Source organism: Anabaena sp. CCY 9402-a (assembly GCF_963920945.1).
Taxonomy (GTDB): Bacteria; Cyanobacteriota; Cyanobacteriia; order Cyanobacteriales; family Nostocaceae; genus Trichormus; species Trichormus minutissimus.
Map to the genome: position 1 here is coordinate 1 of NZ_CAWUDL010000069.1, position 16,376 is coordinate 16,376.

At 37.2% G+C, this 16,376-nt stretch carries 16 protein-coding genes; 11 read left to right on the forward strand and 5 right to left on the reverse strand.

Annotated elements, in window-relative coordinates; translation table 11 throughout:
- Positions 1–36: 36 nt before the first annotated feature.
- The 5 genes from ACM0OR_RS21605 to gloB all read right to left on the reverse strand — a co-directional run bounded on the left by ACM0OR_RS21605 (position 37) and on the right by gloB (position 3,905).
- Entirely contained in the window at positions 37–186 is a 150-nt protein-coding gene (locus ACM0OR_RS21605) for a DUF5615 family PIN-like protein (RefSeq protein ID WP_414578683.1), read from the reverse strand.
- A 14-nt stretch (positions 187–200) separates the two neighbouring features.
- The gene (locus ACM0OR_RS21610) at positions 201–440 is read right to left on the reverse strand and encodes a DUF433 domain-containing protein (protein WP_414578684.1); all 240 of its coding nucleotides are present in this window, start codon (positions 438–440) and stop codon (positions 201–203) included.
- A gap of 39 nt (positions 441–479) precedes the next feature.
- Entirely contained in the window at positions 480–2,375 is a 1,896-nt protein-coding gene (dnaB, locus tag ACM0OR_RS21615; RefSeq protein ID WP_414578685.1) for a replicative DNA helicase, read from the reverse strand.
- Positions 2,376–2,484: 109 nt separating this feature from the next.
- Positions 2,485–2,943 (reverse strand): 50S ribosomal protein L9, encoded by a 459-nt coding sequence (gene rplI / locus ACM0OR_RS21620; protein ID WP_414578686.1) that lies wholly within the window; start codon positions 2,941–2,943, stop codon positions 2,485–2,487.
- 188 nt (positions 2,944–3,131) lie between these two features.
- A complete protein-coding gene (gloB, locus tag ACM0OR_RS21625; protein ID WP_414578687.1) occupies positions 3,132–3,905 on the reverse strand; it encodes a hydroxyacylglutathione hydrolase in 774 nt (257 codons plus the stop codon).
- Between the two features lie 368 nt (positions 3,906–4,273).
- Between gloB and ACM0OR_RS21630 the strand changes: the two genes are divergently transcribed.
- The 11 genes from ACM0OR_RS21630 to ACM0OR_RS21680 all read left to right on the forward strand — a co-directional run bounded on the left by ACM0OR_RS21630 (position 4,274) and on the right by ACM0OR_RS21680 (position 16,331).
- Complete coding sequence (locus ACM0OR_RS21630; RefSeq protein WP_414578688.1) at positions 4,274–4,504, forward strand: hypothetical protein; 231 nt, start codon at positions 4,274–4,276, stop codon at positions 4,502–4,504.
- A gap of 193 nt (positions 4,505–4,697) precedes the next feature.
- A complete protein-coding gene (locus tag ACM0OR_RS21635; RefSeq protein WP_414578689.1) occupies positions 4,698–5,729 on the forward strand; it encodes a glycosyltransferase family 2 protein in 1,032 nt (343 codons plus the stop codon).
- A 52-nt stretch (positions 5,730–5,781) separates the two neighbouring features.
- A complete protein-coding gene (locus tag ACM0OR_RS21640; protein WP_414578690.1) occupies positions 5,782–6,837 on the forward strand; it encodes a glycosyltransferase family 4 protein in 1,056 nt (351 codons plus the stop codon).
- A gap of 67 nt (positions 6,838–6,904) precedes the next feature.
- A complete protein-coding gene (locus tag ACM0OR_RS21645; protein ID WP_414578691.1) occupies positions 6,905–7,690 on the forward strand; it encodes a polysaccharide pyruvyl transferase family protein in 786 nt (261 codons plus the stop codon).
- 13 nt (positions 7,691–7,703) lie between these two features.
- Positions 7,704–8,567, forward strand: a complete 864-nt coding sequence (locus tag ACM0OR_RS21650; protein WP_414578692.1) for a glycosyltransferase — start codon at positions 7,704–7,706, stop codon at positions 8,565–8,567.
- Between the two features lie 5 nt (positions 8,568–8,572).
- Positions 8,573–9,724: a glycosyltransferase family 4 protein gene (locus tag ACM0OR_RS21655; RefSeq protein WP_414578693.1), complete on the forward strand. Its 1,152-nt coding sequence runs from the start codon at positions 8,573–8,575 to the stop codon at positions 9,722–9,724.
- Between the two features lie 179 nt (positions 9,725–9,903).
- Positions 9,904–12,174, forward strand: coding sequence for an ABC transporter ATP-binding protein (locus tag ACM0OR_RS21660; protein WP_414578694.1), 2,271 nt, complete (start codon positions 9,904–9,906; stop codon positions 12,172–12,174).
- A gap of 14 nt (positions 12,175–12,188) precedes the next feature.
- Positions 12,189–13,391, forward strand: coding sequence for a glycosyltransferase (locus ACM0OR_RS21665; protein ID WP_414578695.1), 1,203 nt, complete (start codon positions 12,189–12,191; stop codon positions 13,389–13,391).
- A gap of 32 nt (positions 13,392–13,423) precedes the next feature.
- Entirely contained in the window at positions 13,424–14,383 is a 960-nt protein-coding gene (locus ACM0OR_RS21670; RefSeq protein WP_414578696.1) for a glycosyltransferase family 10 domain-containing protein, read from the forward strand.
- 15 nt (positions 14,384–14,398) lie between these two features.
- The gene (locus tag ACM0OR_RS21675; RefSeq protein ID WP_414578697.1) at positions 14,399–15,394 is read left to right on the forward strand and encodes an Npun_R2821/Npun_R2822 family protein; all 996 of its coding nucleotides are present in this window, start codon (positions 14,399–14,401) and stop codon (positions 15,392–15,394) included.
- Positions 15,395–15,404: 10 nt separating this feature from the next.
- Complete coding sequence (locus ACM0OR_RS21680; protein ID WP_414578698.1) at positions 15,405–16,331, forward strand: Npun_R2821/Npun_R2822 family protein; 927 nt, start codon at positions 15,405–15,407, stop codon at positions 16,329–16,331.
- The last annotated feature ends 45 nt before the right edge of the window (positions 16,332–16,376 follow it).

Below are 16,376 nucleotides of genomic sequence, written 5' to 3' on the forward strand. Positions count from 1 at the left end.
CCACTCACTTTTTTTATTCTTAATACTGCTTAATCCTTAACCGAGAAGTATTGAAATGCGCTCTTCAAACCGAGCTTTTACTAAAATCTCATCATCTGGTAATCTTTCTAGACCTTCATATACTAAATGTATCGCATCATAACCAGCAGATTTGAGCCAATTTACAGTACGTGGTGAGATACCCATATCTGCTAAAAATTTCATCCAGCTTGCTTACCAAGTATGGGAAAAACCTGTTCGCGTGCCAACCATGCAGCATACATTAATGATTGCTGAATATCATCTAATTCCAAATATGGATAATCTTCTAAGATTTCAGCCACGGTTTTGCCATTGGCGACCAAATTTAAAATTAATGAAACCGGAACTCGCATTCCCCGAATGCAAGCTTGTCCACCCATAATGCGGGGGTCAAATGTAATGCGGTCAAATCCTAACATATATCTACTGCTCCTGAGTTCGCTATTTAGGTTAGCAGTCTAATAATTACCCTGTCTAGCCAAATTTTTAAACTTGGTAAATTGCGGATCAAATAGTAATTTGACTGTACCTGTCGGTCCGTTGCGGTGTTTGGCAACTATGACTTCTGCAACACCGCGATCGGGACTATCAGAATTATAATAATCATCTCGATATAACATGATGACTAAATCCGCATCTTGTTCAATAGAATTATGAACAATGATATTATTCGCCACAAAATTGTGCAATATAGGAACTGTTAAATCATAAACTTCTTCTTCATCAGTAGCTGCAATTGATATAATTTCATCCCAATAAATATCATTTTTTGCTAAGAGATTTATTTCTTCAGATTGGACAGGATTAGTCAATGTTGCAGTTCTTTCTCTACTTGCATTGTGTTTATACAGTGTCGATTGAATCACAATTTCAGAATTGCTAACACTTGCTACTGAGAGGTTAGGTAAAGCCAGGTGATCGCCTATTTTGAATTCATCTAATCTGCACCAGCCATTAATTGTTAAAAACTTGTGATTACCAGTGGCGCGAATTTTTCTTCCCAAGCGGGTTTTTAAGGTAAATACAGGCTTGACACCTGTAGAAAAAGCATGGCTAACAATTGCTTTCTCTAACTGCATTGTGGTTTCATTTAACGCCCAAACTGCAAAACCAGATTTACCTACTAATTCCCGAATAGGAACTTGTAGACCGCTATCTGCTAACGTCACCAAACTATCACCAGTTAAACAACCAGATTCTCTCAAATCAGATAACATGGGACGCTTATTAGTCCGTGCTTCCACCCCACGACTTAACTGAGATAACGCAATCACCGGTACAGATAATTCCCGCGCCAAACCTTTGAGAGAACGGGTAATTTTCGATAACTCTTGGACACGGTTATCACCCCCTCCTTCCATCAATTGCAGGTAATCTATCACTACTAAACCCAGTTCTACACCCTGTTCCGCTTGCAGTCGCCTCGCTTGACTCCGCATTTGGGTAACGGTAATATTGGGCGTATCATCGATAAAAATCGACATTTCCGACAGCATACCGATCGCACGGCTTAAAGGTTCCCATTGAGTTTGACTTAATCTTCCACTCCGCAGATAACCACTTTCAATCTGTGCTTCACTCGCTAATAAGCGTTGTACTAATTGCTCTTTTGACATTTCCAAGCTGAACACAGCCACAGGTAATCGCATAGAAGCGGCGATATTGTGAGCTAGATTCAGACAGAATGCGGTTTTCCCCATTGATGGCCTTCCAGCGACAATAATCAAATCAGAACGCTGGAAACCGCTAGTCATAGCATCTAAATCATAAAAGCCGCAAGGAATCCCAGGTAAGGAAATACCTTGATTTCGCTCCTCAATTTCCTGGAAATTATTAATCAGGGTTTCAGCAATGTGAGTTAAACCGGATTGGGGACGTTTTTGAGTAACACCGAAAACCTTTTGTTCGGCTTGGTCTAACACAATTGGCAACTCAGTTTCCGTTTCATAACCGAGATGGACAATTTCATTACCAGCCTTAATTAATTGCCGTCGCAGGTATTTTTCCATCACTAACCCGGCTAAGGCATCAATATTTACGGCTGAGACTGTACGATCTACCAATGTGGCTAACTTATTTCTGCCACCTATTCGCGCCAGTAAATCATTGTCAGCCAGCCAACTTGTCACCGCGAGTAAATCCGTAGGTTTACCCTGCGCGTGGAGGCGGAGGGTAGCTTGATAGATATCTTTATGAGCAGTAATATAAAAAGCTTCAGGAATTAGGCGATCGCTAACTCGACTAATTGCCTCTGGATCTAGTAAAATACCCCCCAAAATCGCTTCTTCCACTTCGATGTTTTGGGGTGGGAGGCTATTGCTACCACGCGATTCAAAACTTAATTCTTCAGCCATAATTTATTTATTGGGCAGGGGGAATTGGGCATGGGGCAAGGGTATTGGGGTAAAACCACCCCTCTCCTGTCACCTGTCCCCTGTCCCCTGTCACCTGTCCCTCCCTAGTTTAACTAGCCACCACTTGAATATCAATTTGCGCTGTGACTTCAGAATGTAGCTTAATATCTGCTTTGTAAGTACCCAACTTGCCAATATCAGGAATAGTAATACCACGACGGTCTATTTCTTGACCTGTAGCTGCTTGGATAGCATCAACAACATCTTGGGTGGTGACAGTACCAAAAATCGCTTCGTTTTCACCAACTTGCTTGGCAATCTGCAAGCTACCAACTTTTTCTAAGGCTGCTTGTTGTTCTTGCGCTTGTTGTTTAAGCTCTAATTGGCGTTGCCGTTCTACTTCCCGACGGCGTTCTACTTGTCTAAGAATACCGGGAGTAACATGAGTTGCAAAATTCTGAGGAATCAGATAATTACGAGCATAGCCAGGAGCTACATCTACTAAATCGCCAGATTTTCCTAGCTTGCTGACATCCTTAGTTAAAACTAATTGTATGCGTTTCGCCATTGTTTTCCGTTTTTCCTGTAAAATCTCATTAACTTGGGTGGCAGCAGGATAATCTACGTGAGCGTAGCTGTATCCCAACCAATACTATAATCCCAAAGCTTACAGATCCTAGCGAAAGGCGGGGGGCGATCGCAACTCCTAATTGCCAAAAATTTCAAAATAGAGACAGGAGATTGGGGACAAGTGACTTAAAACATATCCTTCATTCCCCGAATCCTGGCGAATGTTTGCACAGGGTCACTGCTATTAGCTGCTAGTTGTAGTGCTGGTTGCTCCCAACGTAAAAAGGGATTGGTCAGCTTTTCTACTCCCAACATTGAGGGTACAGTCGGTTCTTGGCGACTGCGTTGTGCTTTGACTGCATAACTACGTTTTTGCAGTTCTGTATTATTACCGTCTATCGTCAGGGCAAATTGTAAATTTTTTAAGGTGTATTCGTGGGCGCACCAAACACGGGTATTATCTGGTAAAGACCTAAGTTTACTGAGTGATTCCACCATTTGGGCTGGTGTACCTTCAAATAAGCGACCGCAACCACCAGCAAACAAGGTATCACCACTGAATAACTCCCCTGGTTCATCGGCTGTTTGGGGGAGGAAGTAGTAAGCAATGTGAGCGCGGGTATGTCCAGGGATAAATATGACCTCTGCTACTCTATCAGCAAATTGGACGCGATCGCCTTCCTGCAAAAATACCTCCTGTCCCGGTATTCTGCCTTTATCTTCCGCACCACCATAAACTTTCACTTGCGGGAATTTTTGGATTAGTGACTGATTCCCTCCTACATGATCATGATGGTGGTGTGTATTAAAAATGGCCACTAATTCCGCTTTCAATCCTGCAAGTTCCCTGATTACCGGTTCAGCCTCTGCGGGATCAACAACAGCTGCAATATTTTGTTTAGGGTCATGCAGTAGGAATATATAGTTGTCTGAGAGTGCCTCAAGACGAATGACTCGCATTAGCTTTATTTCCTCATAAGTTAGTGCTTGGTATATATTTTCAACTCTTAATTACTAGTAAATCACTAGATATTGCCCCAAGTCTGATCAAATACTTGTATTTTTTAGATTACAGACCCCATTTTTATCTCTTATGGTAATATAACCCTGTACTTACACTTAAATTATACAAAAAAATATAAAGAATATTTTAATTGATCAGTAAAACTTCTCTAGGAGGAAGTGTTAATGCACAGTTAGATTTAGTGTGTTCTTTTTTTTGCTGTCAAATTACTTAAGAAACCGTATGTAGTGGTATTCATATTTATTTTAAAGCAAAGAAGATTTAGTCGTAGTGCTGTGACACATCTATTTAAGTAGGATAATTTATGAGTCGTAACCAAAGTTATATCTATAGTAATGTTCAAGACCAATCAGAGATGTCAGCAAAGCAAATTGTAGACAGAATCCTGCGCTCTGGTAAGATGAGTCGCCAAGACCATATCTTGCTTACCTCTACTGTTTTCAATAAAAGAGATGTGCATGAAGGAGAGCGTCGTCAGATTAATCGTGTTTTTAACCATATCCAAACAGGACAGCTAAAACTAGTTAATTGGTAACTCATGGTAATAGTTATACATAGTCAATAATGCTAAGTAAGTGAAACTCTAAGCGAAAATCCATAATCAGGAATTATACTAAAAATCTGTGCTATCTTAAGAACCAAAAGTCTTCAGGGCAAGTGAATACGCCTACTATCTCTGTAATAGTGAGTATTAACTGATAAATATAAGTATGAGGAACACTTAAGAAATGCCTCCACTCGTATCAATTATTATTAATTGCTTTAATCAAGGACACTACCTTGAGCGTTCAGTCACAAGTGTATTGTCACAAACCTACACTGAGATTGAATGTCTGATTATAGATGATGGTTCTACTGATAACACTCGTCAAGTGTCTGAGCAATTAATGGGTATTGATCAGCGAGTGAAATACTTTTTTAAAGAAAATAGTGGACTACCATCTTCTCGCAATTTTGGGATTCAGAAGGCTCAGGGAGAATGGATTCAATGTCTAGATGCAGATGATTGGATTCATGAAGACAAAATTAGATTTCAACTAAATCATCTAGCACAAGTTAGTTTTTCTGAAAATGTCATATTTTATTCAGATTATGAACGAGTATTTATCGATGCTCAAGAAAATATTGTTAACCGTCAGGAAAATATTATCGGTTCATTAACTACAGAGCAACTAATTCAACGTTTACTCATCCCCGATTTTTTAGCAGACTCACCCCATCCTTGTCTTCAGCAAGCCATGTTGATGCACAAAAAAATATTGAGTAAAATTCAATTTCCTGAATATCTTAAAGCTTTGGGGGATAGGTATTTTGCCATAGATATTCTCAGAGCAGGGGCAAATTTTGTTTATACTCCTATGATTGGGGCTTACTATACGAAGCACCAAACTAATCGCACCAATAACTGGCCTTATATGAGAAATTACTATATTTTATTTTATGAAAATGTAGTACAAAAGCATCCAGACTTGAATAATTTCTGCACAATCGGCATCGAGTATCTTTTGGAAGAAGCTATTCGAGAACAAGATCAATCCATATTTGATCAATTAATTAAAATAGCTCCTACCCCAGTTAGATTATTCGACAAAAAAATATCGTTAAATAATAAATTTACTATAAAATTAGTAAATAAAATTAGAGCGATAACTCCTAGCTTTTTACTATACGAAAAGTATCGTGGGCCTCGTTCAAAAAAAATCCTAGCTCTTGTATCAGATAAATTAAACTTTGTTAAAAGTACACTCAATTTATCCTGATTAATTAGCATGATTTTATTTGGTAAATACCTAAGACTTATATGAAATTACTATGTATTATTTCCCTATTAAAAAAAAGCTAAAAAAAATCAAAAAAAAAGCTGAAACAATACTTGCTAAACCAGCTTATATCATCCCTTATACTCTTGCCTATTGGAAATTTTTGATCAGCAAATTACCGAGTCAGAAAAATACAGCAAATACAATAGAAGAGTATGACCTAGTTTTTGTAGTCTTAGATTTCGCTAGAGGTTGGATACTAGAAGCTATATGTAGAGAAATTGCCACTTACTTTCCCGGTAAATATTGCTTCCATTACTCAAAGTCTTCCTTACCTCCATCAAAAGCTTACTTTTTTGCTCATTACTCTTTTTTACCAATCTGTATAAAACTAAACCCATCTATTTGGGGCAGTAAAATACTAGTTTGGCATACGCATCCTCGTAATGACCTGGGTATAAGTAACGATGAACTAATTTATGTACTTAATCAAGCAAGCAAAGTTATATGTGCTTGTTCACAATTTGCTAGACTCCTGATTTCACAGGGATTGAATTCCCAGAAAGTAACGTATATATTGGGTGCGGCTGATCAAAACCTGTTTCAACCTCATGAGCGTGAAAATGGTGCTGTGGGTTTTTGTACAGCCTTTTATTACCGCAAAGAGCCAGAGCGCATTTTAAATATCATTAAAATGATGCCATCACATAAATTTATCCTCCTAGGTAAAGGGTGGAAAAATTACGACAAATTTCCAGAAATGGAAGCTCTAACCAATTTTTCTTATATTGAAGCTCCCTATTCTGATTATCCCAAATATTATGCTGAAATGGATGTTTTTGTTTCAACCGCCAAGCTAGAAGGAGGGCCAATTCCCTTGGTTGAAGCAATGATGTGCAATGTAGTTCCAGTGGCTAGTAAAACAGGATTTGCCCCTGATTTGATAGTTCATGGAGAAAACGGACTGGTTTTTGATGTCGATAGTTCTGTTGAGGAAATATGTAACCTGATTGCACAAGCTTTTAAAATCAAAACAAACGTGAGAAAAACCGTTGAAAATTTAACTTGGGAAAACTTTTCTAGAGAGATACAACACCAATTAAAGTAATTTGTATGAGGGATGTTACTAGATGTTAATAAATATTCATAGAAGAGATAATAATGTCGGGGATATCATGTCTTCTCCCTTACTATATTTCAATTTTCCTCAAGAAACAAAAACAATTGATATTATGGATTTGGATAATCCAGAAACTTTAAATAATGACATTATCATTGGTGGAGGTGGTTTAGTCGCCAGAGAATTTTTTTCAGAAAAGATGAATTACATTGCTGACCACAAAAAAGGGAAATTAATATCTTGGGGTATTGGTCATAACAGTTATGAAGATTTAGGCGGCAATTTGAAATATCCTAATTACATGAGTAAGTTTGATCTACATGGTATTAGGGATTACAATCAAGGCTTTAACTATCTCCCATGTGTCAGTTGCATGAGTCAACTATTTGATAAAAAATATGATGTCAAACATGAATTCGTAATTTATCAACACGCCAATCCTCAATGGAAAATTCCCCCAAATCCCCAAAATTTTCCAGTTATGGTTAATAATAAACTTAATAATAAACAAGGATTAGTTGAAAAAATTTCTAATCTATTATTTTCACCCATAGATGATTTTCAATTAAGTTTTAGCAAAATTATTAAATTTTTAGGTGAAGCTGACACTATTTTAACGAATACTTATCATGGAATGTATTGGGGAATTTTATTAAATAAAAAAGTTTTAGCCTTTCCTTTTTCGACTAAATTTTACACTTTAAAATACAAAGTTCCCTTTTGTGAACCCAATAATTGGCAGGAAAAATTGCAGTATGTACAAACTTATCCAGAAGCATTGGAAGAATGCAGAAATGCTAATCAGTTATATTATCAAGAAGTTTTAAAAATTATCAACTAATCGGAGATTTTTAATGAAAGCAGTAGTTACATTGTGTATCGGCAAAGAATACAGTCTTGGTGAATTGACTCATCCACTCTTAGCTGCTTATGCCAAAAAAGTAGACGCAGATTTCATCGTTATTGATAGCGCAAAACTTAATCTTGGTTACTTGCATTATGAGAAGTACCAAATTTATGACCTATTAGAACGTTACGAGCGCATCATTTATTTAGATACGGACGTTATAGTAACTCCAGAATGTCCAAATCTATTTGAGATAGTCCCAGAAGAAAAGTTTGGGGCTTTTCTGGTTAGCAACCATACATACTTTCATGATGGATCTATTAAAGATATTCAAAACGAATTAGGAAACATTAATTGGGAGAGAATATACTTTAATAGCGGTGTGATGGTAGTCTCTCAAGCTCATCGTCAAGTATTTAGTGTAGATAATAATCTTTTAGCATGGGCAAAAACTAAAAGAGCATTTATCGAGCAAACTATATTAAATTATACTGTACAAAAATTAGGTATAGAAATTCACGATATTGATTATAAATTTAATCATACAACACACACCAAAAATAGCAATCTTAGATTTGGCAGAAGAATCAATCAATTGCTGACTATGACTAATAGCTTAATCGGTTTAATTTCTCCTGAATACCTGAAAGAGCAGGAGCAGAGAAATAAACCTGATCGCTATATAATTTACTATAAAGGTAAAGAGCCTATTAAACATCGGGTTCAAAGCTATATTATTCATTACACGGGTAAGGGTCATAGACAAAAAGGTAGTAAACTAGAACAAATTCGCAAGGATTTATCTATTATTAATAATAATTTTCTAGCTAGTAGTGTCTCTTTTTTACCATTTATTGAACGGTTTATTTAGAAAGCATGAAGGTTTCATTAATTGTTAGCGACTTATCAGGTGGTGGCAGCGTCCGAGCTTTTTTGCTAGCTCAGATTTTGAAATTTTTGGGATATCAAGTTGAGATTATTGGATTTCTTTACGGAAAGGAATTGTATGCAATTCCTCCTAATGAAATTACAGTTATTCCTATTTCTGGTACTAACTATCCCAATTTTTTCGGTTCTGCCCAAAAACTGTTACAAAAAATAGACGGGGATATTATTTATGCTGTAAAACCTAAACCGACGAGTTTTGGGGTTTCCCTCTTGAAAAAGTTTAGTACCCATCGTCCTTTACTTTTAGATATGGATGACTGGGAACTCAGTTGGCACGGTGGTGATGAATGGCAATATCGTCCTGGCTTTAAGCAATTGTACAGAGATATTTTTAAGCCTAAAGGTGCATTGAGATTTCCAGATCATCCACTGTATCTTCAATGGATAGAAAAGTTAGTACCAAAAGCAGATGCCATCACAGTAGATACTCAGTTTTTACAAAAACGTTTTGGCGGTGTTTATGTACCGAATGGGAAAGATACTGCTATGTTCGATCCTAGTAAGTATGACCCAAAAATCAGTAGAGAGCGTTATGGTCTGTCTGAATATCGAATTTTGATGTTTCCTGGCGCACCACGTCCTCACAAGGGGGTGGAAGATGTCTTAATGGCTTTAGATTTGTTAAATGAGTCAGATTTAAGACTGGTGATTGTCGGTGGTAGTCCTTACGATGACTACGATGAGCAGCTGATTCAAAAATGGGGACGTTGGATTATTAAGTTGCCAAAGTGTCCTGTAGATGTCATGCCAGAAATTGTGGCGGCGGCTCACGTTGTTGTCGTCCCGCAACGAGATACCTTAACCTCTCGCGCTCAGTTTCCTTTAAAGTTGACAGATGGGATGGCAATGGCTAAACCTGTATTATCAACTCATGTAGGAGATATTACAGAAATTTTAGCGGATACTGGTTATTTAGTTAACCCTGCATCTCCAGAACAAATTGCCGAGAAAATTCAATTGATCTTTCAAGATATAGATTTAGCTAATGAGCGTGGTGAAAAAGCTAGAGAAAGATGTGTAGAGAAATATAGTTTAGAGGCGATGGCTTCTACCCTGCAATCATTAATTGCTCAGTTATGAAGATTAGCTCTAAGTGGTAGATTTTGAATAACGTAAAATTTAGGGGTATATTATCTTGGGTCATAGTAGAAACACGGTTATTCGTATAAGAATTTTCTATTACTCTTGATGAAAAAGTTGGAATATGTAGAAATTACAGAATAATGTTAACAATATCTTAGGTGTGATAATAAAAACAGATGTCTACCAGAAAACTACTACTAAAGTTTGCCAAACCATATCCCGGCTGGATTTTTCTGACAGTATTATTGGGATTTTCTGGAGCTTTATTTAATGGTATTAGCACAACTTTGATTGTGCCGATAGTTTTAAAGATAGTGGGACAAGAGATAGACTTAACTAATGCCCCTTCGCTGCTAAAGTCAATCATGACTCCGTTTGATAATGTCCCAGAGAGCTATCGGATATTGGTCATGTCGGGGGCAATTATATTAACGATTTGTTTAAAAAATTTAGCCACTTATACTAGTTCTTTAACATCAAGCTCTTTTACAAGAAAGTTAACTTCAGATATTCGAGAAACTGGATTGAAATTATTGCTAGAGGTTGACCTAGACTACTACACCAAAATGAGAGTTGGTGATTTATTGAATAGTCTGGGAGGAGAAATTGGCCGGGCGGCAGGTTCTATCAGTAATGTCATTAAATTAATTATTAATGTTATTACAATTTTTGTATTTATTGGATTGCTGCTATCGATTTCTTGGCAGTTAACTGTTGCGGCTACTGTGTTGTTATCTTTAGTCACATTAATTAACCAGTATACAATTTCCCGCTCCAAACAATTTGGACAACAGCTTAGTGAAATGTCCAAATTGTATTCAATCACTGTGCTAGAAATATTAAATGGGATTAGGTTAGTTAAAGCTACAGGAAATGAAGACAAAGAATATAAAAAAATCATCACTCTAATTCGCGATCGCGAGCAAGCAGATTTCGATTCTCAAGCAAATTCCCAATTGATTGCTCCACTCAGTGAGGTCATGGGAATTACATCCTTGCTATTGATTGTGTTTTTAAGCAGAGTTTTATTTTCTGATCAAGTTTCAGCTCTATCAGCCGTACTGCTTACATATTTATTGGTACTACTGAGACTGTTACCACTAGTTTCTCAGTTGAATAGTATTCGCAATAGTTTTGCCAATAGTGCGCCTAGCGTGGATATAGTAACTGATTTTTTGCGGCGTGATAATAAACCCTTTATGGGTGAAGGTGATGTTATTTACACCAAATTAGAAAAGGGTATAGGTTTTAACTCCTTGTCTTTTGGCTATCCGGGACAAGATAAATTGGTATTAAAAGATGTCACTTTATTTTTACCTCGTGGTACAACCTTAGCTTTAGTAGGTAGTTCTGGTGCTGGTAAGTCAACCTTGGCTGACCTACTACCCAGATTTTATGATCCAACATCCGGTAGTATTACAATTGACAGTAGAGATTTGCGTGATTTTAACGTGAAATCTTTACGCCAAAGGATGGGAATTGTTAGTCAAGATACCTTTTTGTTTAATGAGTCGGTAGGAAAGAATATCGCCTATGGGAAACCAGAGGCTACCAAGGATGAAATTATTACAGCTGCCAAGCGAGCCAATGCCTATGAGTTTATTAGTAAATTACCACAGGAATTTGATACCTTAATTGGCGATCGCGGTGTGATGCTATCTGGAGGACAAAGACAAAGATTAGCGATCGCCCGCGCCTTATTGCAAAATCCAGAAATTTTAATTTTAGATGAAGCCACTAGTGCTTTAGATACAGTTTCCGAACGTTTAGTGCAAGCAGCCCTAGACGAACTTAGTCGCGATCGCACCACCTTAGTCATTGCTCATCGCCTATCCACAGTCCAGAAAGCTGACCAAATTGCCGTCCTAGATCAAGGACAGGTAATAGAAGTAGGAACTCATGAACAACTCCTACAAAAAGGTGGTTATTACGCGCGTCTCTACTCAATGCAGTTTAGTGATATTCCTAAAACTAGCAATCATAGTAATCATAGTAATCAAAGCTTATTGCGAATTTCTCATGAAATGCGGACAAGGCTGAACTCAATGATTGGTGTCTTGCACTTGTTACTTGATGAGATGACAGACAATACTCAAGAACAGCAAACTCAAGAATACCAAACATTAATTGAAGACTCATACAAATCAACGTTTAAAATCCTCAACACCCTGGATATTTTTGAGGATATTGTGCAGCAGCAAATCCACTACCTATCTACATCATCACCAGAGAACAATCAAAGCAGCAGTGACAAAAGTGAATATTTGCATACAATACACGGATTTCACACACAGTTAAACTCGCTATTAAGCTCTCTTCGTTCCCTCGCTGATAATTCTTTAGAATCACCTCAAATTCAATATCAAATAATCAAAGAAAATCTAAATTTAGGCATGAATCTGCTCAATTTCTTAGAAAATTTTGAAGAAAGCATACATAATAATTAGCATCTAAAATAAACATGAAAAATAAATATATTTTTTTTAGTAGAACAATATCCTTAAAACCAGATACAGCCCACGAAATACATGATGTTCTTTGCGCTAATGCCGCAGCTAATATTGGCTATTCTTCAGTTTTAGTATATCCAGATTCTCAACGTAGTTCTGGGAATCCTTTAGGGTTATTTTCTCCCTTTCATCTCAGACAACCCGATCAAAAGTTTATAGAATTTTACGACGTACAAGATAAGTTAAAAATTGCTACTTTACCAATGCCATGGCCGATTGATTGCATTGGTGGTAAGTTAACTACTGCTAATACAGTATTAACACGTTACTATTTACCAATTCATCTGTCACTTCATACTAAACTTGTCCATACTAGAGATTGGAACTTTGTCAAAGCCGCAGTAAAAAATCACATTCCCACAATCTATGAGCGTCACTATTTTCAAGAAGAAAAATTTGCTCCAGAAATTGTTAATAGCCCGTTTTTTCAAATTGCTATCACCCAGTCAGAACCAATTAGACAAAGCTTAATTGAACAGGGTATGCCACCAGACAAAGTTGTTTGGTTACATAACGGTTTTGAACAATCATTTTTACTCAGGCAACCAGAAAAAGCCCAAGAATGGCGCAAAGAGCTATTAGGAAACGGACGGCAATATCTTGTAGTTTATTCAGGTGCTTTATATCCTTTTAAAGGAATTAATGTGTTAATTGATGCTGCGAAGGAATTGCCACACATTCAGTTTGTGATCACAGGTGGTAAAGAAGAACAAGTCACAGCTTATCAACAGCTAGCAAGAGAAAAACAAATAGATAATGTGAAATTTTTAGGCTGGATACTACCTCGCCAGCGATTAGTAAGTTTATTTCAAGCTGCGGATATTTTAGCTCACCCTCACTGTTCTGGTAAGTCTGCTAATTTCACAAATCCTGTGAAATTTTTTCAGTACATGGCTTCAGGCACTCCTATAGTAATTACGGAGATACCACCTTTAATGTTATTTAAGGATTTGCCTTTATCTGCTGTATGGTGTGAACCTGATCATCCCAAAAAGCTTGCCAAATCCATAGAACAAGCTTTAGAAATTTACCCTAGAAAAATAGAAGGCTATGTAAATAATATTGAATTAGCTAAACAGTTCTCTTGGGAAAATCGAGCTGATAAGATACTCAGTTATGTTGATGAGCCTTTACGTCCTCCAATTATAGGATAGGGCGCAAATTAAACAATAAATTATAGATGCAAATGGATATAAAAACTGTCGGGATGATTAGCAGCTATAGCAATATTGATAAAAGAGGAGATTGGCTATGGCAACAAACTCCCAATCACTTTGGCATTTGGGGCAATATTAAAATACAAGCATCAGCACCAAACCCAGATTTTATGCTGATGTATCAATTCGATTTTCCCAAAAAAAATCAGCCTCAATCTTGGCTAGATAAGTTACGGCGAAAATCACAAAAACCAGAAATCGACGTTGGTTCGCGCCTGCGAGGTGTGCCAAAAGAACGAGTAATATATCTTTTGCGCGAACCACCTTTAGATGAGGTTGTCGAAAAAAATAAACGCTATTATCAAGCAGCAGAAAATTACTGCGGTTATATTTCTGGCCCTGATGATTTTGCTCCTTTCCCTGACTATATGCCTGCAATTTGGTATATTGGCAACTCGTTTCGGGAATTAAATGAGATGCCAATACCCGAAAAAGTTGCGCCTTGTAGTTGGATTACCTCTGGTATCAACCGTACAGCTAATCATCGTCAACGATTACAGTTTTTAGAATCACTACAAAATAATGAAATTAAGTTTGATTTATATGGGCGTAATTTACCTGCATGGTCAAAATCGTCCGGTGAACTGGGCGGTAAATGGCATGGCATAGCCCCATATTATTACAATTTAGCAATTGAAAACTATGCTGATAACAGTTGGTATGTGAGTGAGAAATTATGGGATGCTTTACTGGCTTGGTGCTTACCAATTTACTATGGAGGATCGGCTGCTGATAAATTATTACCACCGGGTAGTTTTTTACGATTGCCTAGTTTAGATGAAAAAGGTATTGCCTACATCCAAGAAGTGACTTCTACTCCTGATGCTTGGTATGCAGCTAAGGATGCGATCGCGGAAGCTAGACAAATTATCTTACACAAACTAAATTTACTCAATTGGTTGTCAGAATTTGTTGCTAAATCCTCATAGTAAAGGAGTTACCCTATGGATGGTATTTGTACCCTAGCTAATGATAAAGTTTATGACCAACTAATTGCCCTACTCAATAGTATTGAGGCAATTTATGGTCAATCCATGCCGGTTTGTGTCTATCCTTACGATGATCATACAGAGCAAATCGCTGCTGAAATAGCTCGCCGTCCACAGGTGCAACTATATGATGATCAAAATTCAATTCAACAATGGGATGAATTTGTGCGTCGTGTTTGGGATACTCACCCCACTGCTCAAGCTAATTGGCTAAAAGTTAGTGGTGATAAATATCATCGAGTCGGTACTCATCGTCGTTATTGCGCTTTTGATGGGCCTTTTGAGCGATTTGTCTACATGGATGCAGACACATTATTAATGAGTCCCCTAGATAAAATTTTTGCCCAGCTAGATGATCACGACTGGGTAGTATATGACTTCCAGTATAAAGATTTATCTCATGTTTATGATGAATCTTCCCCAAAATTAACAGAATTATTCACCCCAGAACAACTGCAAACAGAAATATTTTGCTCTGGATTTTATGCTTCTAAAAAAGGTATATTTACACCCCAAAATCAAGAAATTGTTTTAGAAAAACTCCGCCAAGGAGAAGCAGAAATATTGTATGCTATGGCCCCGGATCAAACAGTTCTCAACTATATGGTGATGCGGTTAGGAATCTCTTACTGTAACTTAGCTCACCAACTGCCTAGCCATGAAAGGACAGGCTGTTGTGTAACTTCTAATCATTTTACAACACAAGATAATATCCTGTACGACCACGGTAAGCAGTTAACTTATATTCATTATATCGGACTAAAATCTCGGTTCTTTAAGCAAGTTTCCGAAGGAGAAAATATTGATTTTCCCTACCGCGATACTTTTTTACACTATCGCTATCTTCATGAGCCAGACCAGCAACCAAAACTTACAACTAAGCCCAAAGTTGATAATAAGTTCCCAAGTTTGGGGACAAAAATTTTACGAAAATTAGGATTAACTCTTTGAGGTTGATACAATGAGCCGTGGCATTTATATTATTGCTAATGACAAAGTCATCGATCATGCGATCGCTCTACTCAATAGTATTCGATTGCATGACCAAGACACCCCAATTGTGATGATACCCTATGATGACAATTATCATCAAATAGCGGAATTACTCAACAAAAATTATGGAGTGCAACTCTATGAAGACTTAGATTTTATAGAGCGTCTTGCTCATAATTTACACGAAATTTTTGGAAATCAATTTTTTGCCCGTCCCAACCAATTCCGTAAGCAGGCTTGTTGGTTCGGACCCTTTGAGGAATTCTTGTATATTGATACCGATATTGTTGTTTTTGAAAAAATTATTGATAATCTCAATTATCTCGCTGACTCTGACTTTATTTGTTGTGATTATCAACATTTAGGCGGCATCAAAAACGTTTTTACATCAAAAGTATTTGCAGATAATATCTTTAATGAAACAGAAGTTAAAGATATTTTTAACGGTGGTTTTTGGGGTTCAAAGAAAAACTTAATCTCGGATGAGGATTTATTTGCAACCTTTGCTGAGTGTGCTGCTCATCCAGAGTATTTTGACTTCTCTGAAAAGACTTCTGACCAACCAATTATCAACTATATGCTGCTCAAGCGGATTCCCCGCCGATTTAATATTGTTCGTAGACCGGGTAAAGCTCCGGGTAACTGGGCTGGTTCACCGCAATTTAAAACTCAAGACCACATTTTATTTGATCCTAGTGTAAATCAACCCCTGCAATATCTCCATTGGGCAGGTATTCGCATTCAACCAGGTTGTCCCTACTGGAACATTTGGGAATACTACCGTAATCTTAATTCTGCATTATCTGCATCTGATATACCTGCACCTGTCAAACCAAGTCAGTGGGAAAAGACACTAAATAATATTAAACAGCAGTTACGGCAACTTAAAAATTAAACTGTTACTGTTCTCCTGCAAGCAATATTAACTTTACCCTCTGGA

Coding starts and splice junctions, on each gene's coding strand:
- ACM0OR_RS21605 (WP_414578683.1), bottom strand. CDS start 186: ATGGGTATCTCACCACGTACTGTAAATTGGCTCAAATCTGCTGGTTAT.
- ACM0OR_RS21610 (WP_414578684.1), bottom strand. CDS start 440: ATGTTAGGATTTGACCGCATTACATTTGACCCCCGCATTATGGGTGGA.
- dnaB (WP_414578685.1), bottom strand. CDS start 2,375: ATGGCTGAAGAATTAAGTTTTGAATCGCGTGGTAGCAATAGCCTCCCA.
- rplI (WP_414578686.1), bottom strand. CDS start 2,943: ATGGCGAAACGCATACAATTAGTTTTAACTAAGGATGTCAGCAAGCTA.
- gloB (WP_414578687.1), bottom strand. CDS start 3,905: ATGCGAGTCATTCGTCTTGAGGCACTCTCAGACAACTATATATTCCTA.
- ACM0OR_RS21630 (WP_414578688.1), top strand. CDS start 4,274: ATGAGTCGTAACCAAAGTTATATCTATAGTAATGTTCAAGACCAATCA.
- ACM0OR_RS21635 (WP_414578689.1), top strand. CDS start 4,698: ATGCCTCCACTCGTATCAATTATTATTAATTGCTTTAATCAAGGACAC.
- ACM0OR_RS21640 (WP_414578690.1), top strand. CDS start 5,782: ATGTATTATTTCCCTATTAAAAAAAAGCTAAAAAAAATCAAAAAAAAA.
- ACM0OR_RS21645 (WP_414578691.1), top strand. CDS start 6,905: ATGTCTTCTCCCTTACTATATTTCAATTTTCCTCAAGAAACAAAAACA.
- ACM0OR_RS21650 (WP_414578692.1), top strand. CDS start 7,704: ATGAAAGCAGTAGTTACATTGTGTATCGGCAAAGAATACAGTCTTGGT.
- ACM0OR_RS21655 (WP_414578693.1), top strand. CDS start 8,573: ATGAAGGTTTCATTAATTGTTAGCGACTTATCAGGTGGTGGCAGCGTC.
- ACM0OR_RS21660 (WP_414578694.1), top strand. CDS start 9,904: ATGTCTACCAGAAAACTACTACTAAAGTTTGCCAAACCATATCCCGGC.
- ACM0OR_RS21665 (WP_414578695.1), top strand. CDS start 12,189: ATGAAAAATAAATATATTTTTTTTAGTAGAACAATATCCTTAAAACCA.
- ACM0OR_RS21670 (WP_414578696.1), top strand. CDS start 13,424: ATGGATATAAAAACTGTCGGGATGATTAGCAGCTATAGCAATATTGAT.
- ACM0OR_RS21675 (WP_414578697.1), top strand. CDS start 14,399: ATGGATGGTATTTGTACCCTAGCTAATGATAAAGTTTATGACCAACTA.
- ACM0OR_RS21680 (WP_414578698.1), top strand. CDS start 15,405: ATGAGCCGTGGCATTTATATTATTGCTAATGACAAAGTCATCGATCAT.